Source organism: Leptospira bandrabouensis (assembly GCF_004770905.1).
In the GTDB taxonomy this organism is placed as follows: domain Bacteria; phylum Spirochaetota; class Leptospiria; order Leptospirales; family Leptospiraceae; genus Leptospira_A; species Leptospira_A bandrabouensis.
This window is the reverse complement of the sequence record NZ_RQHT01000012.1, coordinates 314,748-334,496: the sequence shown is the minus strand read 5'-3', so window position 1 is coordinate 334,496 and position 19,749 is coordinate 314,748. Positions and strand designations below refer to the sequence as shown.

Sequence of the window (19,749 nt, the reverse complement as noted above, 5' to 3'; positions counted from 1 at the left end):
GGCGAGTCCCGAACATAGAAGCAATTTCAAAACTTATCTACCGTTTGGCGATCACTTTTCTCTTGTTTGTCGGGATCAGGCTACTCTGGGGTCCGCGTGCGCTTCCGTCCTACGGACCAAGCCCGACGTATCCTTCTCGCTTGAGGAAGGGGGGATAGAAAAAAATCAACATTAGTAGCAATGTTGTTAACTTACCAAAAAATTTTTTACGATTTCTAGTTTTGCAAGGGTATTTCACCTATTGCAAAAATTTCCTTGCATACCGTTTTGATGACTTGTCATACAGGCTTTCTCTGGAGAACAATGAACAATGTAAGTCGCGCTATATGCGGCAAGAAATTCTGATATGTTTTGCCCACAAGGAACTGCAAGTATTGCTTTGTAACAAAAGTTCGCATCTTTCTTCGTCACATAGATGGGACCTGCGTAAGACAAAATTTCAGAAGCTTTGCCCGCAGCACCCGATAAAAGTCCTAATAAGAAGCCATCATCGCTTCGAGAACTTTGCGTATCGGGGCTATTAACCGAATATGCACGTCCGCATTCAGACACTTTTATATAGAAAAAGCTTTCGGCTTGATTTTTAAAATTTTCGTAGGGGATCACAGAAGGCCCACCGATACCATTACAATGGAAATAAAAAATGAAAACCGTCAGTAGAAAATTGACTTTACATACATAATATTTTATCATCAATAACCTCACTTAATATTAATAAACTGCCTTACTTTTCTACACAGGCGGCCAGCCAGCCTGTCTTACAAGAATTTACTTTTTTTACCAAATCTGTATCTTTCCTTATTCTTTCATATTTATTGTAATATTTAAATATATCAAATGGATTGTCTTTTATATTTGTTAATACATTGCCTGCAATATTCGATGCAAAAGTCAATCCTGCTTGATAAATTAGTTCTGATCTTACAAAGCCAATAACAAAATCCTCAGCATCTATTTGGTAATCTTTATCAGTTAGGGGTTGCCGCGTAAGACTTTTTACCAATAGAGTTTCAATTTTTGATTCAATGTAGTCTTTTGCATAATCCTTAAGCCGTTCATTTCTATGACCAATTCCTTTTTCAGCTCCTTCCCTTGCTATATATTTAACATGCCTTCTGATTGATAATCTATCAGAAGCCCACATGGTATTTCTAACTGCAGCTTTATTTATACCCGTGGAAATATTTTTACCTAATTTATTGATTCCTTGTCCGCCAAAATCCTTACCCATCGCATGACCCACAATTCGATTAAACATATGAATATATTTATTGTTTCCACCTGGGTCTACAAATGCTATCGGATTCCCTTCCACATACATCATCCGGTTCATCCCTTGTTCTTTATCGGGAAAAACCATACCATCATTACTCACAAACCGAGCAAGGCCAGCATCATAATACCTTGCCTTGTAATAATACAAACCACTTTCCTGGTCTTCTTCTTGTCCCGTATATTTGAATTTAGTAATGTCAGGTCCATAAGAATCTGTCCTGAATATTTCTCCATAAGGTTTGTAAGTGATATGACTCTTACCACCTCTCTCCCCTCCCGCTAGAACGTTTCCATTTCCATCGGTAATCATAGTGATACTTCCCAAATGGTCTGGATGGAAAAAATACATTCCTAATACTCTCGCATTTCCTGTGGAAGAACCTCCTCCGCCACCACCACCTTGGCCTGGTTCGTCGGCAACAGATGGTGTATCATTAGGAATGCCATTTCCAAGACTAAGCATCCAAATCGGTGTCCCAGATTCTGCCTCCCCGCTACCGAGTAACAATGGGAAACATCCCGCTGTGGTGGTAAAAGTAAAGAGAACCACAAACAATGCTGTTCCATATCGAGGAATCTGTTTTTGGAATCGATTGGATAAGATAGGTAAAATGGATATTCCAAAGATATCCGAAGTTTTATTCGCTAAGTCAATTCCAGCTTGTTGGTCTCTTGTTTTGTATACCACCCAAAATAGAAATCCTAACAGCATTACCCAAGGTAACGCTCGATGACCTTCTCTTAACTTTCCATCCACATACACATTCGTATTTTCTAAAATGCTTACGAAGGAAAACCCAACTCGATTCTTCCAATACGTATCACAATCGATGTTTACATCCTTGCAAAATGGATTCACTAGCCACTCGTTCGAGGCCATTTGCCCTAAGAGAATGGCATCCCCTCGACTATACTGGGCAACCTTATCCCCTTCTGCTCCTATCACATATAACGTATGTTTCTCTTGTTGGCCGGGGCTTCGGTGGATTTCATAATAGTTACCAAAGCTATAAGTCGTTGTATTGGAATTCTGTAAGGTCTTTTTAATCCTCATCCCCGAATGGTCATAAGTATATTCGAATTTGTCCCCGCCGAGCGACTCGATGCGCATTAGTTTATTTTGCGCATTATAAACTAACGTATCCCCATTACGGGTAGTCATATTCCCCATCGCATCGTAGGCATAACCAACGATTCCAGTATTTGGACTATTCACTCTTGTCACAGCATGGATATGATTTCCATTTTCATAGGAATAAGTAAACGCTCCTTTATTCAAAAGATTTCCATTTCTATGGTAATTGTAGTTTTCTTCCCCGTATTTTCCAATAGCCTTCGTCACTCGGTTCAAAGGATCATATTCAAAACTTTGGTTACGAGATTCATTCATCAGATCCGTAATCGTTGCGATATTTCCACGTTTATCATAATCATACTTAATACTTTGTTCGACAGAACTATCTTTTAAGTATGTCACGAGGGATAGTGGTCGCATACGAAGTGGGTCGTAGCCAATCTTTGTAACAATCCCATTTCCTGTTTTTCTTTCTATGTAATATTTATCGTCCGCGATCTTTGGACCTTCATAGCTCACCACCGTATGGTTCAAACTATTCCCATCATGAGAGTCCATTGTCAAAAAGCCAAGTTGGCCCGTTCCCGTATAATGGTTACGAACGAGTGTCCCTTCCGGGTAAGTGAGAGTCTTCACGCGACCAAAGGCATCGTAGGTTCTTTGGAATAACACCTGCAAGTCGTCTATGATCCGTTTTTCGCCAGTTACATTTCCTTTTCTATCATAAGCCAGTTCCGTGACTCCCGATCCATCTGTCATTTTGGTTAACTTCCCAATCACATAAGCACTCGATAACGAGTTTCCTGAATCATATTCATAAATGGTGGGAGTTTCATTTCCAGGAATTACCTTTGTGATCCTTCCCATTCCATCCACTTCCTTACGAATCACGATTCCACGGGCATCGGTTTGGGTCAGTAAATCTCCTGCTACGTTGTATGTGTAATGAATGGTTCCGGAATTGGAATCACTATACCTGGTTTTTCTTCCACCAATATCGTAACTAATTTCTGTAATCCCATTCCCTGGATCAGAGATTTGAACCATACGGTCTGCATTGTCATACTGATATTGTAATGTTTCCCCTTGTGTTGTTTTGGTAACAAGCCTTCCCCAATTGTCTAGGTTTTGAGTTTCTGTGCGAATCACTTCCGATTGGTTTGTGGTTGTCACAGTGTTTGTCCTAAGTCCATACACTATTCGGGAAATTTCTCCCGTAGCAGCAATGGTTTCTTTAGGTCGTTCCTCAGCATCTTCTGCTTGTGTGTAATAATAGGTATAAGACCAGCGTGGGGATTCACCAGTAAAATAGGCATTGGATTTCTGAATCTCCCGTCCAAGAGTATCATACTTTGTTTCAACAGTAGAAACAATGCCTTCCACAACAAGAGATTCTTTTTTAACAATCTTTCCTTGTAAATCCGTTGTATCCTTTGTCCACACATCACCCTCAGCAGAGTGAGTGGTTTGTTTCGTAGTAAAATAAGAACCATCAAAAGAATATTCGATGGATTCTTGTTTTTCCCCATCCAATTCACTAGAAGTTTTCCTTCCATATTCATCGTATGCAAAGGTGGCTACATTCCCATTGGGATCTTCTACACTTAGCTCCACATCCAGTTTTGGATCGTAAGTTTTTTTACTAGTTTGGCCAAGTGCATTCCTTGTGACAGTGGGTTTACTGCGAGTAATGTCACCATATTCATAAGACAATGTTCTACCTAAAGAATCTGTGGAGCTTGTCACATTTCCAATGGCATCATAGGAATAATAAATAGAATACCACTGTCCCGAACTTACCAGTTTACTTTCCGAAGCCATATCGGCACCAGTGTAAGTCCATTTTTTATGTTCCACCAAACTTCCGTTCACTGTTTTTTTGGATTCAATGGGAAGAGAAAGTATCTTCATAGCGGAATTGGTTTGGTAGTTCATTTCAGTCCGAGTGATTCGTCCATTATAGTTTTCTTCAGAAACATTTAAGGAATAAGCAAAACTAGGATCGTAAGTCATGGTACTAACCACTTGGTCTTTCAGTTGTCCATTTTCATACCGGATTGATTCGTTGGAAGTTTGTAAAACTAATTTGGTTCCCTGGTGTGGAGTGAATTTTGTATATCCTTTGGACTCTTCCGAAACCAAAACATCACTACCCGTGAATACCTGAACACTCCCCACAAAACCAGGGAAGTTTGGGTTGTGTAAATAATGAGTGACTTCTCTTAATTTCAGAACTCCATCTACATATGTCCTTTCCGTGACAGATTCAAAACCGTAATTTTCGTTCGAATCTATATCCCCCGGCTTAAAACGGGTGTTATAATAGGAGTATGTCTTTTTTTCTTCGGCAAATCCCAAACCAGAGGAGTTACGGATAGAGGATACCAACATTTGAGGAGATAAGTTCGGAAGCGATGTATTGTAACTGCCACCTTTTACGACAGCCCCTGGCATATCTTTTTTCCATATATAGGAAATCTGAGACTCTACGCCATTGACTTGATTGATTACCTTCGTGATGAGGCCACCTTTAGTTAATGGACTATCGGATAAAATTTGCCTAGTGGTACTATTTTTTCCGTATTGATAAAAGAAGTCAGGAATACCATCCGCATTTCTATCCTCAAACCGACTCCCATTAATCTCAGCTGATTCCACACTAAAATCAAATCGATTATCAAAAGAACCATTCCCCTTCCCGTGATATACGTGGTAATTGGCAGAGTTAAACTCTTTTACAATAAAATCTACGATTCCATCTTCATTGAGATCAGTGAATTCAAAACTAGAAACTTTATTAGCATTCGGGTCGTTATCCTCAGCGAACCGGTCTGGCCTAACGACAGTATTAATGTAATTATTAGTATAATGATCAAAATCGAATTTGCCACCAGTGTTGAATGCTACTTTAATTTCGTTATGTAGGGTATATGCATTCTCAACTCCATAATCATAAGGATTAAAATGACTATTACGGTTGGTAAAAGAAACATAATCTAGAAGTCCATCGCCATTAATATCGACGAGCCAGTTTTTCCCCATATAACCCACAACGTTTCGTGGAATATTTTGAATTGTCTGTGAAAGAGTTTTATTGTTTGTATCAATCTTTGTAACAACCAATTGATACGCAGAGCCATTCAAATCAGCATTTCGAATTCGACTAATTTCAATATCCAATTCATTTGCATGGCGATCTACAATTTCCTTTAGTCGATCTTCAAAAAATTGCCTATCAATCGATTTGGTAATCGTATCTTTTTGAGAAGAAGTTGCTGTTCCTGGGTTGTTTACCAAACTCCAATACAACGACCTCTCATCAGGAAAAACTCTCTCTGAAAGAAAATTCTTACGACCTCCATCTGCCTCAGCCCCATCAAATATGGATAAGATTTCATTAGTATAGGATAATCTCTCTGCATCTGCGGCTCCTACTTCTTGGAAATGACGTGCTTTTAGAGCTGCTAATTGGTACTGTTCTGGGGGAGGATTTACATTAACAACGAATAAATGTTCGGGGATACCATCTCCATCAATGTCAGTAAACTGATTCATACGGTGTGCGATAAATGGATTCGAATCCATCGTTTCTTGGAGAGGACTTCTATGACCATCAAACCAAATCACTTTTTCAGTGACAAAACCCCTACCTTGAGACAGATAAATGGACATTCGATCATTCCAGAAATGGACAAAGTCTGCCCTACCATCCCTATTCATATCAACAAAGTAATCTCTAGGTGCTAAATTAGCAGTGCGGGTATAATTTTGAATATATGGAGTCAAAGTCACATTGGGAAAAGCTGTGGGACTTTCGAGCCCACTGCCATTGGAAAAGGCAACATACAAAACTCCAGACCTCTCATAAGCAAAGTCTGTCCGACCATCTCCATCAATATCAGCAATATCTATATAAGTATTATATTTAATTGGGAAACTAGGCGAACTAAAGTCCCTGCTATTCACATAATCATTGGAGCGAATATAAATTTGGTCTCCATCTGCCTTTCCAAGTAATCTCGAATATTCAGAGATTCCATCACCATCTATATCAGTAGGTAAAACAGCTCTATTTGCAGATAATACACCGTTATTGCAAGCATCAGCACCAAAAAAAGCATACTCCCCACATTTCATCCGAACAAAGGGAGGGCAAGCAGGGAAAAGTGTACATATACAGGCAATAGGTCCCCAATTGCAGGCATCTCTATTTTTATTCCCAAGTGGATACCTTCCAACAAATTCCGTTTCAGGATTATAAGTTGGCATCTCAACATTCAATGCATTATAATCAAAACCATTTCCTGTTCCGCCGCCAGCTCTTGGGATGGATTTGGGTAGGACTTTATTATAAGCTTTTGCAAGTTTTGTTTGAGTTTTCGGAGGCTCCGATGCTTTCATGGAAAGATATTCAAAGATTGCTCTTTTTAAAAGCTCAAGCATCCTGTCTCCGATATCTTGGTCCGAACCATAACCGTTAGAAAGAGGATTGGCACCGCTATTTAGTTTAGGTTCCACTCCTGTATGACTTATCGAATAAACAAATTCCAATGGCAGGTGTGTCGATAACGAAAACAAATTGTCCTTTTCAAAATCGATTTTTGTTAAAAGAGAGTCTTTTGTTTTGGAATCAGCAGAATAAAAAAACTCATATGTATGTACGTGCGAATTATCAGAATAAAATCTGATTTTTTTAAGCCGCCAATCGCGGACAACTAGTTGTTTTTCGGAGTAATCATTAAAAAAATCTTCTCTTTCTTCATATTCAAAATTTATATACCTAGCTCCTCCGGCATAAATAATTTTGGAAAGGTAAAGCTCGCCCTTTCTAAGTTCCCACTCATAACGAATTGTTTCACCATGCGAGTCCCTCAATTCGGAAAGCGCCCATAACATAACAGCTCCGTTATTTGTTAAAACTTGTGCGTTTTCACCGCCATAGGTAGATCGATTTCCAGATTGATCAAAAGTGACAAACTGTGTAGGCCCAAGTCCATAATTACCTTGTGGGTAAAACGAAACGAAACTTTCATTTTTGGAAAAGAATAACTGCCCGGAACCATCACTATCCACTAACTGCCCGTATTCTGAGGAAACATAATGATCTGAATTTGTCAGGTTGATTCCATACACCGAATCTCTTTTTATATATTCCCCACCGCCAAGGGACCAACCTTTACCTAATAATCCACTACCCATTCCTGAGTTATACGACAGCGAAATTGACGGAGTTAGGTCACCTGTACCAACTGGAATAGACAAAGGAATGGAAAAAGAAGCATTCCCAGAAGGATCAATTCCAATTTCAGGCATTTGTTGCGGTAATTTTTGTCCCCCTAAAAACGACAAAAATAAAAACGAAAACAAAGAAATAAGAACTAATCTAATTATAATTTGCCGCATAACACTTATCCAACTAACACGAGAATATAATGTTGCCATCTAACAAGTATTTAAAAATAATGTCAACGAATACAAGTTAGATTCGATGAAAAGTACCACATTATCACTGTTAACAACATTAATTATATTTATTTTAGGGATCTCCACCATCTCAATCTATCCTGCAGAACTTCGATTTCCTAATGGTGAAGTTTTTCATACCGAATTTATTTACGAAGACGAACGTCTACTAGTTGTTCGTTTTAAGGGATCTGAATATAAAGTGCCCAAAAAGGATCTAGAATATTATAATTTAGTTAACAATGGACAAACCAATAATTCCTACAAAATCGCAATTTTATCATTAAAAAATGGTAGTGTTATCAAAGGAACGATCGCTGATAAAAACAAAGATGAAGTAATCATTAAATCTGAACTTGGTTTTTTAACCATAAATAGAAGCGAAATTAAAAACACTGTGTCAGAAGCCGACGATCGTCCGGAATTTCCAATTGTTTATTTAGCAAACGATAAACTGGACAACCAAACAAGAGTTGGCGGAAGCATTACCTATTTACCACTTTTCCCACCTTTAGGAAACCAGACTCCTCCGCTTTTTGGTCTTTCTGCCTTTACCGAACCCGCATTTTTAAGATTTAAAAACACATACCAATTAGGATTCAAATTTGAATACTTACAATCGACTGGACCTTTAAAAGAGGTTACTACACAATCTGGATATGTTTATCTACACCAATCAAAAGTCTTTCAATCCAATCCTTTATTAGATTTTTATGGAATTGTCGGAATAGGAACATCATCCGTTACCTATCGTTTCGACCAAAATAATGCAAAAAATGGCACAAACCCTTCTGCCTATATTGAGTTAGGTTGGCAGGGATTAAAATATGGACCTTCTTTCTATCGAATTGGGTGGAAAAACTTATGTTTTTTTGAAATAGAAAAAACTCATTGTGGCTCAGGATTAGAATTATCAGGTGGAGTCAATTTTTAATGAAATATAAAATTACATTTTTCTTTTTTATCTTTTTTACACTATGGAATTGTGCAAATCCGCTCACGGACGGAGGAAAAGCAAATACAGCAAAAATTGAATGGCAACTTGTAACAAATATATCCACCAACTCAGCAGTTGTTAGCTGGAAATGTTCAGGGAAAGTTCCAGGTTTCTTAGTCACCACAGGGCCAAATTATAATAATGTAGATACTTCATTTCTTGATAGTGAACTTCACGCAGTCTCTCTTTCCAATTTAATTACTGATTCAGATTACAGTTATATACCTTCCTGCGGAATCAAAGAAATAGGATTAGGAATTCCATCTACTTTTAAAACACTATCTGACAATGCTGTCATATTTCGCCGAAGCATTTGGATTGTAGGAGGAATAGGTTCGGACAAAAATGCAGTCAGCGAAATAGATTATTACGATCCTGTAGAAAATATTTGGCATCCTGCGGTTACAAATGTTCCCACACCCCGGCTTAATGCTCAAGTAGTATCTTTTAAAAACAAAATCTATGTCATTGGTGGAATTATCAAAAATGGTGCCTTTTATACGATGAGTAGAATTGTAGAAGCATACGACCCTTTAACCAATACTTGGAACAAGAGTCTGGCAGACATGCCCTCTACTCTACAAGGTGGGGTCGCAGGTGCTTTCGATGAAGAAATTGTTATCCTAGGTGGAACAACAACGACGGATATGACTACCGGTACTATATTTAATACTGTTTATAAATTTTACCCTAATATTGGAAACAGTGGTACATGGGTTAGCCTCTTATCAAGTACCAATATTTTTCCTCGTATCGACATGGCAGGATGTACTTATAACGGAAGTTTAATTTTTACAGGGGGAAGATTTTATTCTGACGGATTAGCTTATGCAACAACTGATGCTTATGCCCCTTCACTTAATTCAACTTCTGGAAAAATTGAAGCCTCCATTTCTCTTGCAAGACATGGATCAGGTTATGCCTGTTACAGACCTATTTCCACAGATCCTTACCCTACTGATACTCCAGCAATATTTGTTGTTGGCGGTTCCACAGGAACCAATATATCACAACCAGTCACAGCCGTTACAAATTCAAATCGATTTGAATACTCCTTCCTAGGTAATGCTTCCAATGCATTTGTTACAGGTTCCAATACACCCATAGCCTTATACTATCCTGCTATGGAAGTTTCCTATGAAAAAAGAAAACTATATCTATTTGGGGGAGCATCAGAATTTAACCTTCCCGTAGACCAAGTCTATTCTTTGGACTTAGCCAATGCAGGTGGAAATCCTTGGGTTCCAGAATCAGTTAATATGCCGAGAAGTAGATTCGGACACAAAGCGGTAATTTTAAGTAGATAAATATGAAAAAGATATGCTTAGTTTTTTTACTTCTTTTCGGCTCCATGATTATAGCCGATTCCGTTTCCGAAGAAGATACATTTCTATTTCGATACAATTTAAAGGAAAAAAAATTTTCTGAAGCGGAAGACCTCCTCAGCAAATTTCAAAATTCTAAAATAGACCAAACAAAATTAGAACTATTAGAAACTGAGTTATGGATCGCTAAAGGAGAGGACTTTTATTCCAGAAAACAATTCAAGTCCGCCTTTCGTTTCTATAGTGATGCATATGTTAGGTGGAGAACGAACCCACTAATTAAGGAAAGATATATAGAGCTATCCGGAAAAATACTTCACGATGAAGATGTTTCAAAAATTCCAATAAAACTCAAAGCTAACAGAGAACCGGATGAAAAAGAAAAAGAATTTATTTACATTACCTCGAATGCAGATGTTTACTTTTTAATGAATCAATTTCGTATAGACGAATTAGAAAATAAAGCCAGAATCATTTACGGAATTGGAGGATCCATTTTTGCTCTTTTATTAGTACAGATTATAATCAATATAATTTTACTTACAAAGAAATAACAAACAAGATCCCCATCCAATTAGAATTAATCTAAAACCTTAATTAGACAATCAGCAGTTTTTCTGCATGAGGCAACTTAGCCTTTGCCACCCATTTAAATTTTCTTTCCTGAATTCGATCAGGGAAAAAAATGCCATAGATAACCAATGTTTCCTGAAGATTCTTCTAATTACGCACAAATGATCTTAGATAATTCGACCGATGCCATTGTGCTTATGGGTCTCGATTATTCAGTGCTTGCCTTTAACCAAAACCTAAAAGATACCATCCTTGCCTATTCTGGAAAAACCATAAATATTGGAGATGATTATCGAGAGTTTGTCACTGCAGGTGACAAAGACGTATTCTTTGAATTATTTCAAAAGGCACTTATGGGCCAAAGCATCATTATAGAAAGAATTGCTAGTATCAATTCCATATCCATTTGGTTCGAATACAAAATGAATCCGACTTATGATAAAGAAAAAAAACTAATGGGTATTTGTCTACGTGGTAAAAATATTGATGCACGAAAAAAAATGGAAATTGCCCTTTCTGAAAGTGAACAAAAATTTCGAAACTTAATTGAATCAGCACCCAATGCCATTCTTATCGTGGATCGAGAAGGGAAAATCAGCCACTGCAATTTAGAAACAGAAAATACCTTTGGTTTTCCAAGAGAAGAGCTCGTCAACCAACCCGTGGAACTTCTTGTTCCTATGCACCATAGAAAAGGCCATGATAGGTTGCTTGAAGGATACTTCCAAGCTCCAAGACCCATGCGAATTGGAAAAAACCAAGTCACATCGGCAGTCAAAAAAGATGGAACGGAAATCCAAGTAGAAGTCAGCCTAAATAGTTTTGTAGTTAACCAAACAAATTATGTTTCAGCCATCATTGTAGACATTACAGAAAAAGTTTTAGCTGATAACAAAATACAAAAACAAATTTTTGAATTAAAAGAAATAGCAAGAATCCAATCCCATGAAATACGAAGCCCTCTTGCCAATATTTTAGGTCTTATCAATCTTTTGGATTCAGAAACAACACCAGAAACGACGAACGAAATATATTCCTATTTAAAAAAATCGGCCAAGGAATTGGACCATCTAGTGAACGATATTGTAAAAAGAACTGCCAATAGCTTACTAGAAGAATCCGAGAAACGTTAAACTAATATTAAACATTCCTTCTGATCGTTAAAAAGAATCGTCACTGTATACTTTTTATTTTTGAAACTGTATACTAGGTGAATTCATATTTTATTGATAAAATCAATCTATGGATCAAAGATTATTTATTGTCGATGCCTTTTCCCATTCGGAGTTTGCAGGAAATCCTGCGGCTGTTGTAATCCTACCTGAATGGCCGAAAGAGGAATGGATGCAAAACGTTGCAAAAGAAAACAATCTTTCCGAAACTGCTTTTGTGGTAAAAGAAGGTGCTGAATACCGAATTCGTTGGTTCACTCCTCAAGTCGAAGTGGACCTCTGTGGTCATGCAACCTTGGCAGCTAGTTACGTATTAAAGAATCATTATCAGGAATCCAGACTTAAATTTCAATTTTTATCCAAATCAGGAAATTTACCCATTTCCATAAAAGAAGAATTGATTTATATGAATTTCCCCATTTATCCAAATTTTAATAAAAATACCAGTATCGACCCAAAAACAATAGTTTCCATTTTGGGAAAGGAACCAGAGGAAATTTGGGAAGGAAAAGATACTATCTTTCTTTACAAATCAAAACAAGACATAGAAATCTTAAATCCAGATTTCCATAAATTAAAAGAATTACCAACAAATAGAGGTTATATTGCACTTTGGATCAACCATGCGCAATCTTCATCTGATGATTATGAATTTCGATTTTTTGGACCTGGACTTGGTATTCCAGAAGACCCTGCTACAGGTTCTGCTCATTGTAGTTTAGCTCCTTTCGTTTCGGAGAGACTAAAAAAAGATATTTTTAAGTCTTATCAAAAATCAAATAGAGGAGCCGAATTTTTTATCGAATTACAAAACGAAAGAGTATCCATTGGAGGATCTGCCGTTTTGTATCTTCAAGGTACAATCAAAAAACCAATATAGATTCTTCACGCCAGCGATTGCAGCGGATATCCTTTCCCGTAGGGAAAGATAGGAGCGAAAAGCGCGGTCGCCAAATGGCGAGGCGCCCCCAACATCATTCGATTCGAAAGAAACTAATTCCTTTTTTGAGATTATCTGCTTGTTCGGAGAGTGTTAAACATAGTTTATCAATTTCGCCAACAAATTGATTCAGGTATTCTGTTCCCTCGGAAATGGTCGCGACACTTTGTGATAACTCAAAGGAAGTGCGCGCTTGTTCTTCCGTGTTTTGTTCAATCTCCATTGCGGAACGTGTAAGGTCGGAAAATCCTTCTTTTACCTCTTTTGCAATTAACATTTGTTTTTTTGTTTTTTCAGATGAAGTTTGGATTAAATGTACAGTAGTCTCTACGGCACTACCAATTTGTGAAAAAGTTTTTTCTGTATTAGAAACGGCAGCCCTTCCGAGTTTAGATGCCTCGTAGGCTTTATCCACTGCCTCTAAAATTCGTTTTGTATTTTGCAAGGTTTGTTCCCCTAATTTAGAAATTTCGCTCGCAACAACAGCAAATCCTCTACCTGCTTCTCCTGCCCTTGCCGCTTCTATAGAAGCATTCAGTGACAAAAGTCCAATTTTATCTGAAATATCACTAATTACCTGAATCACATCGGCTGTATGTTCCACACTCGTTTCAATTTCTTCCATAGCAATTAGTGTTGATCTTAATGTAGTTTGTCCGGAAACAATTTCTTCTTCCATTTTTTTAGTTTCCGAATTGGTACGTTCCATAGATGAATGCACCTCCACTAAAACTGATTCCATTTCCACGAGGGACTGAAGTGCATCTTTTGTAATCTTATTTTGTGTTTTGGCTCCAACTGCCGTCGAACGAATGCTTGCCGACATTTCTTCAATACCAGCAGACATTTGTTCTGTAGAGGATGCTTGTTCCATCATTGCTTGCGATAACCCTTGTGTTTGTGTCGAAATGACTTTGGAATCATTACTAACTCGTTCTGATTCTTTTATGACACCAGAAGTAATTTTACGAATACTTTCAATAAAGGAATTTAGAGATAAAGTTCCATGACCCAACTCATCTACAGAAATCATTGAAACATTTTCCCTAAGGTCACCATTTGCTAATGCCTCATAACAGTTTACCATTTGAACGGTATTCATTTTCATAGCCCTCACAAAAAGTGAGGTCAAAATATAAATGGCGATACAAATGAATAATGCGAGTAACCCAATTGTGAGGGCTGCATTATTTAATTGAATGATTCCTGTTACTTGCGCTCCCAGTAAATAACCAAGTGTTGTCATACTCATACTAAAAACAGCAAGCATGGTAAAAAACACTCTAGGAAAAATTCCGATTTTGGGAATCTTCCCTACTTCCAATGGGAGATTTTTTAAAGCAGGTAATGATAAAACCGGCGCCAATCGAAGCTCTGTAAGGAAAAAATGGGAGACACCTAACACGGGATAAATGATTACAGGTAGGATTATATAGGGAATGATTTCAACTATCGTAGGTGTGAAAAATAAAAAAGCAATTAACGCTGCAGTGGGTATCCCAAAGGTCCACTGTACTAAAAAATAACCAAGATTATTTTTTGGAAACTTAAGAAGTTTTGTTTTGATTTCCTGTTTTGCTTCCAAAGATTGATTCGAAAAATGATTTGGTTTTGTTTCTAAAATTAACCTACGTAAACGAAAAAAACGAATGGTTGGAATGATATAAGATATAGTGAGAGCAATAGTTGCTCCAAGAACTACAGAAATCGCCTTCTCTAAGTTATATCCTCCGCCAGACACGATAAACAAAACGCCAATCGGAACCGCAAGTATTGAAGTTAACAATTCTAACCCTAATGTTAATTTCCAACAAATTGCATTTGTTTCCTTTTCGCCCATAGTGATAATTTCCTTTTCCAATTGTTGTTCATTCGCTTTATTTTTAGAATGATTCTATTTATTTTGAGGTTCTAGTAAACACACCATCCCAATCGACAGGTGGCGGGTTTTTAAATAAAGACTTACATCGTTCGATGAGGAGTTTACTTGCCACATCCCTTTGTCCATATATTTCCAAAACTTTTTCGAAAGAATTTATTGCCTTTTCCCATTCTCGATTTAAATAAAACTGAAAACCTTCTTCATATTTTTTTTCTGCTTCTAACATGGTTGGACTTAAATCCGATAAATAACAAACTAAACTAAAAATTTTAACAGGGGCTTCCTTTCCTTTCACCCGAATCCAATCTAAAAAACGGAAATGAAATTCTTCCTTACAAACCGACTCTATACTTTCAGAAACGAGAATGGAGGCTCCATAATCTTTCGCAGCGGCTTCTAACCTTGCCGCTAAATTGACAGTATCACCCATCATTGTATAGGAAGCTAAACTATCCGTTCCCATAAAACCAACTTTAGCCGGCCCACAATTGAGACCAATACGAAAGGCCATGTTTCTTGCTGATTCTGTATAATCATTTTTCTCTTGCCAATGAGTTCGAAGGTTTTCTATTTCGACTAACATTTCTAATGCGGTTTTACAAGCAAGTCTCGGATGGTCTTGGTTTTGGATGGGAGCACCAAATATCCCGACAATCGCATCACCTATATATTTATCCAATGTTCCAGAATTGGATTTTAGGATTTTTGTCATGGCAGAAAGATATTCATTTAGCAAACGAGCAAGATCACTTGCGCTTAGTTCTTCACTGATAGAAGAAAATCCAGCCACATCAGAGAAAAAAGCAGTGATCTCCCACTCTCCTCCCTTTTTTAAGGAGTCCATATCTTCTAGAGCTTCACTGACAACACCTGGATCGACTAAGTTTCGTAAGATACTATTGTATTTTCTTTTTTCTTTTCCTTCCGTATATGTAAGGTAAGCAAATCCAAGTAGATAAGAAATGGGAAAAGCAATCACAAAGGAAGAACTAGCAATTACCATGTCCATGCGGTATAAAAAATAAAATACCCCTACAAACAAAGATACGGCAAAAATGGGATATAAGTTCTTTAATAGATGCCATTGATTGATAAATAAAACTAGAACACCAATAAATAGAATGAACAACGTAAATCCAACTCCATAAATTTCCGGAAGTTCACGTAACATATGTCCTTCGATCAGATTGGAGGCAAAAACTGCCTGGCCAATTACACCTGGAAAAAGCCCGTGGGGTGTTACCACATCGTCATGAGTGGAGGCAGCAGAGGTGCCGATAAGCACTATTTTATTATCAAAAAGAGAAGGTGGTACAAGAAGTTTTTCTGGATCTTCTACCTCACCCGTGTTCAACTGGTTTAAAGATTCAATGATACCGGCTGCAGAATAACGTGGTATGTTTCGGAGTTCTTTTTCTGTATAAAAATAGGCACGAACCAGTCCGTCTTTTCCTAATGGGATTTCCCGTTTGATTTCCCCTCTTTCGATCCAAAACCTACCGTCTTTCCATTCTGTTTTGTAAGGTAAACCTGTAACAAATGCCTGTACTGCAACTGTTGGAAAATGTCTATTTTTCCAACGAATAAATGGTGTAAACCTTCTAAGGATTCCGTCACCATCTGGAATGACATTAACAACATGAATCATTGGAGATGTTTCCCCAATTTCTCCAATCGGAAACGAAACATTTTCATACTTTGGAAAAGGGATTTCTAAGGGCAAAGGAACATTAAATTTTTCACTTAAATCTTCCTCATTTTTTCTAGGTATAACAATTCCACCATCTCTAAAATTTGCCGCATGAGAAATTTCCCCCAAATTGATATTAGCTGCCACTAAGGCATCATCATAGTCTGACCTTTCTGTAAACATAATATCAATAATGGTGATTTTGGGACGGGTGATAAGTTTTGTATAACCAATCAGTGTCGGATAAATGTTTCTTTTCCAAGGCCACTGCCCAAGCTCAGGATGGTCTGCATACTTTGCAATACTCTGCTCATCGATATCAATGATGACAATGTCGTTGGAAAGTTTATGGTGCGAAGGAAGTAAATGGAAAAATGAGTCGGATAATTTTCGATTTAAGGTCTGCGAATAACCTAATAAGTAAATGATACCTAAAAAGATTCCAGGTACAATTACCATTAGGAAAAATGGATAAAAAAAATTTTGTTTTTTCATGGTTTTAATTTTGATTTGAATTCTTGCCAGCGGTCTTTTTGATTAGTAGGAATTTCTGCTGTAGTCGTAGATTCAAAAAACACTAGTTTGGCGATGCGAACTGTGGTATCGGGATGGGTCTTTTTGAAAGAATCTGTCCCGTCTGATTTGGATAATGTATTTAAATAACTCGATAATCCGACGGGGGAAAATCCAGCTTGGCTTGTGAGACCAACTGCTGCCTCATCAGCTTCTAATTCCAATTTCATATCGCGTCCTGTTTCAAACAGTTGTTTTTCCATTTCCTCCAAAAGGGTAGATGTAGCTGCATTCACCACCTCTGTCCCTGGGGGAGCAAGTAGGCTTGAAAAAACATCGATAAATTCATTGGATTGTTGGAATTCTCCATTATGAAAGAGTACAATGTGTCCCATTTCATGTCCGATGATTCCAGCAAGTTCCACTTCTGATTGAATCTTTTTAAGACTTTCTGTTGTCAAAAAAATATATCCACCAGGGCAGGCAAAGGCATTGATTTCAGGGGATTCGATCACTCCTACGCGGAAGTTCAAATCTCTTCTGGAAGAAACAGCTGCTAATCGGGAAGTGACTCCATTCAAATAACTAGTTAGCTCGGAATCTTTGACCAATGTGTATTTTTTTAATAGTCTGGCAGCCAGAGACCTGCCCAGTTTGACTTCTGCTTTTGTTTCTTTTAAAACTTCTGGTTCTGAATTACTAAAAAAGAAATTTCGGATATTCGAATTTTCAAACTTAGTAAATCCCCCATAAGTGTTTGTATTTTCTGTGTCAAAGGATACGGACTCTAACCAGCGAAGGGATTCGAAGTCATACAGATCTCCTTCCCCACGAACACGCATTTTTTGGGTTTCCGAAAGCCCTCTTGCTGCTGCGGTTTTTGTAAAATCAGAAGCTCTTTGCCTGGCAACAACAGCTTCAGAGGAATTAGATGTAACACCCAATTTGATTTGGTTTCCAGGAGGGAGTGGAGATACAAATAGTTTTGATACCCAACCCATCTTCCCTTCGGCTCTTACTTGGACAAAGAGTCCTTGTTCACTGACTGGTGATAAACTCTCACCCATTTGTAATGGGGAACCATCGGCACTCAGTTTTGGCTGAGAAAGAAGTTTTGCCTTTGTGCTTTGTACGTATACATTGCCCTTGGCAAGAACGGAATGTGCAAAAATTAGAAACAAAAAGAAGTGAGACAGTGCTCTCATTCAAGAAATTATGTTTTTTCGTAACGGTTTGGAAACTCTTTTTTTATTGAATGACTTTAGAATTGACATTTCCTTTCGAATACATGGAATGAATGCGAGATGAATCGTCTATTTCTAATTTTCTTTATCATTTCCATCGCATTTGTTGGCTGTAAAAAAGAAAAAGATAAAAGTAATTCCTTAGAAGCTTTAATCACTCGCTTTCTAATCCGAAGTTTATTAAACTCCAGTATAGACTCAGAACTTCCATCCAATCTTAGTGTGGCAGTCCCTCGTTCCATTCGTAAACCTTCTTCTGGTCTGGGAGCTTCGCTTAAAAAAACACCTAAATCGGTAAAATCACTCTCGCAAACCAAAGGCATTGCCCAGGATACATTTGACGCGGGATTCACAGGCCAAGCCTTTCTTACCGAAGGAACGTCCATCGTATCTGAGATCTTACGAGATTCCAAAAGAGATTTAGTTCTTATCAGTGGTGCTTATAAAACTGCAAAATCGAAACCTGGAGTTTGTATTCCCGGTGGTGCTTCTACTGTGCGCATCACTCAATCTATGGAAGACGAATTTTTAGAAGGAATGGAAAGGTTGGGTCTAAGTGCTGACGAAGCACGTGGCGAACTGATCAGCCTTCAAAATGAAGGTATTTTGCCTTTTATTGGACAAGCGGTACCCACTCCGGCAATGGTATACCGTCAACTTTCCAATGAATACGATGTGCAAGTTGATTATTCTTTTGCTGAATCCATTGGAACACCACAACCTTGTCCTGCTAACAATAAATTTCAAAAAAGTATCAAATTCAAATCAGACAAATCAAAAATTTTTAGCTCCATCACTCGCTCTTTAAAAGTGTTCGGAATTTCTTTGAGTGTGGATGCATCAATCACATACATCACACAAGAGGGAAAAAAAGATAAAGCCATCCTCAATATCAAACAAGTCACTTCAGGTTCTGGAAATGTGGATAAATCCACAACCAGGTTTACCTTTGAAGAATGTGAAAAAGATACGACAGCCAATACAGATAAATGTGTGACTCTCAGTTATAGCAATGTTTACGATACAAGCTCCGGAGATAAAATCACAACGACAGTCAAAGGAAAAACCAATGATTTTGGTGGTTATGTAACTACTGAATACATTGATAATTACAATGAAGAAGAATATTATTTAGAAGAAACCTATGATGAAAATGGGGATACGGGTTATTTTGCCGTCGATTATTATGATGTTGGCAATTCTACAAATGACTATGAAGAGTTAGGTTACTATGACAGCGATCTCTATGGACAATTTTACGAATCAGGTGCCAACGCCTACGAGTTTGAATGGGATGCCTTTGTTGATTTTAATATAGCTTTACCTGGTGGCGGAGTGGGACAAGGTGTAGGAAGCGAATACGATGCTTTCGTAATTATGCCGGCAGGTGTGGACCCAAATGTATATCCTGATGAGTATATAGGATGGGGTGAGTTTTTTAACAATGTGAATAGTGGCGGCCCTGTTTATTATGTAGATTTTTACGGGACAGCCGACCAGGTTGTAGGTTCTGTTGTTTGGCGGTATACGATAGATGCAAATGGTAATGAAGTCTACGTAGGCACCCCTACTATAACCAATACCATTTACCAACTTTAAT

At 37.8% G+C, this 19,749-nt stretch carries 11 protein-coding genes; 6 read left to right on the top strand and 5 right to left on the bottom strand.

Translation table 11 applies throughout. The features are described from left to right. Positions 1-234 precede the first annotated feature (234 nt). Together EHR07_RS05240 and EHR07_RS05235 are read right to left on the bottom strand one after the other, a co-directional pair. Positions 235-693 (bottom strand): hypothetical protein, encoded by a 459-nt coding sequence (locus EHR07_RS05240; protein WP_135744107.1) that lies wholly within the window; start codon positions 691-693, stop codon positions 235-237. A 31-nt stretch (positions 694-724) separates the two neighbouring features. Then, positions 725-7,753: an RHS repeat-associated core domain-containing protein gene (locus EHR07_RS05235; protein ID WP_167483353.1), complete on the bottom strand. Its 7,029-nt coding sequence runs from the start codon at positions 7,751-7,753 to the stop codon at positions 725-727. A gap of 85 nt (positions 7,754-7,838) precedes the next feature. Between EHR07_RS05235 and EHR07_RS05230 the strand changes: the two genes are divergently transcribed. The 5 genes from EHR07_RS05230 to EHR07_RS05210 all read left to right on the top strand — a co-directional run bounded on the left by EHR07_RS05230 (position 7,839) and on the right by EHR07_RS05210 (position 12,760). Next, entirely contained in the window at positions 7,839-8,747 is a 909-nt protein-coding gene (locus tag EHR07_RS05230) for an LA_3334 family protein (RefSeq protein ID WP_135744105.1), read from the top strand. Beyond that, a complete protein-coding gene (locus tag EHR07_RS05225) occupies positions 8,747-10,117 on the top strand; it encodes a Kelch repeat-containing protein (RefSeq protein WP_135744104.1) in 1,371 nt (456 codons plus the stop codon). Before EHR07_RS05230 ends, EHR07_RS05225 begins: the two co-directional genes overlap by 1 nt. 2 nt (positions 10,118-10,119) lie before the next feature. After that, on the top strand, positions 10,120-10,689 hold the full coding sequence (locus EHR07_RS05220; RefSeq protein ID WP_135744103.1) for a hypothetical protein: 570 nt from the start codon (positions 10,120-10,122) through the stop codon (positions 10,687-10,689). Positions 10,690-10,836: 147 nt separating this feature from the next. After that, positions 10,837-11,841, top strand: coding sequence for a PAS domain S-box protein (locus tag EHR07_RS05215; RefSeq protein ID WP_135744102.1), 1,005 nt, complete (start codon positions 10,837-10,839; stop codon positions 11,839-11,841). Between the two features lie 109 nt (positions 11,842-11,950). Beyond that, complete coding sequence (locus EHR07_RS05210) at positions 11,951-12,760, top strand: PhzF family phenazine biosynthesis protein (protein WP_135744101.1); 810 nt, start codon at positions 11,951-11,953, stop codon at positions 12,758-12,760. 94 nt (positions 12,761-12,854) lie between these two features. Here the strand turns inward: EHR07_RS05210 and EHR07_RS05205 are convergent, their stop codons facing one another. The 3 genes from EHR07_RS05205 to EHR07_RS05195 are packed head-to-tail and all read right to left on the bottom strand — an operon-like array spanning position 12,855 to position 18,110. Next, the gene (locus EHR07_RS05205; protein ID WP_135744100.1) at positions 12,855-14,660 is read right to left on the bottom strand and encodes a methyl-accepting chemotaxis protein; all 1,806 of its coding nucleotides are present in this window, start codon (positions 14,658-14,660) and stop codon (positions 12,855-12,857) included. Between the two features lie 58 nt (positions 14,661-14,718). Then, complete coding sequence (locus EHR07_RS05200) at positions 14,719-16,887, bottom strand: adenylate/guanylate cyclase domain-containing protein (protein WP_135744099.1); 2,169 nt, start codon at positions 16,885-16,887, stop codon at positions 14,719-14,721. Then, positions 16,884-18,110, bottom strand: a complete 1,227-nt coding sequence (locus EHR07_RS05195; RefSeq protein WP_135744098.1) for a M48 family metalloprotease — start codon at positions 18,108-18,110, stop codon at positions 16,884-16,886. Before EHR07_RS05195 ends, EHR07_RS05200 begins: the two co-directional genes overlap by 4 nt. 99 nt (positions 18,111-18,209) lie before the next feature. On the opposite strand from EHR07_RS05195, the gene EHR07_RS05190 reads away from it, so the two are divergent. Beyond that, positions 18,210-19,748, top strand: coding sequence for a hypothetical protein (locus EHR07_RS05190; RefSeq protein WP_135744097.1), 1,539 nt, complete (start codon positions 18,210-18,212; stop codon positions 19,746-19,748). Position 19,749: the final 1 nt, after the last annotated feature.

Excerpts from the sequence above, each read along its gene's own strand:
- EHR07_RS05200 (WP_135744099.1), bottom strand. The coding sequence starts at position 16,887 with ATGAAAAAACAAAATTTTTTTTATCCATTTTTCCTAATGGTAATTGTA.
- EHR07_RS05220 (WP_135744103.1), top strand. The coding sequence starts at position 10,120 with ATGAAAAAGATATGCTTAGTTTTTTTACTTCTTTTCGGCTCCATGATT.
- EHR07_RS05210 (WP_135744101.1), top strand. The coding sequence starts at position 11,951 with ATGGATCAAAGATTATTTATTGTCGATGCCTTTTCCCATTCGGAGTTT.
- EHR07_RS05215 (WP_135744102.1), top strand. The coding sequence starts at position 10,837 with ATGTTTCCTGAAGATTCTTCTAATTACGCACAAATGATCTTAGATAAT.
- EHR07_RS05195 (WP_135744098.1), bottom strand. The coding sequence starts at position 18,110 with ATGAGAGCACTGTCTCACTTCTTTTTGTTTCTAATTTTTGCACATTCC.
- EHR07_RS05240 (WP_135744107.1), bottom strand. The coding sequence starts at position 693 with ATGATAAAATATTATGTATGTAAAGTCAATTTTCTACTGACGGTTTTC.
- EHR07_RS05205 (WP_135744100.1), bottom strand. The coding sequence starts at position 14,660 with ATGGGCGAAAAGGAAACAAATGCAATTTGTTGGAAATTAACATTAGGG.
- EHR07_RS05235 (WP_167483353.1), bottom strand. The coding sequence starts at position 7,753 with ATGCGGCAAATTATAATTAGATTAGTTCTTATTTCTTTGTTTTCGTTT.
- EHR07_RS05230 (WP_135744105.1), top strand. The coding sequence starts at position 7,839 with ATGAAAAGTACCACATTATCACTGTTAACAACATTAATTATATTTATT.
- EHR07_RS05190 (WP_135744097.1), top strand. The coding sequence starts at position 18,210 with ATGAATCGTCTATTTCTAATTTTCTTTATCATTTCCATCGCATTTGTT.
- EHR07_RS05225 (WP_135744104.1), top strand. The coding sequence starts at position 8,747 with ATGAAATATAAAATTACATTTTTCTTTTTTATCTTTTTTACACTATGG.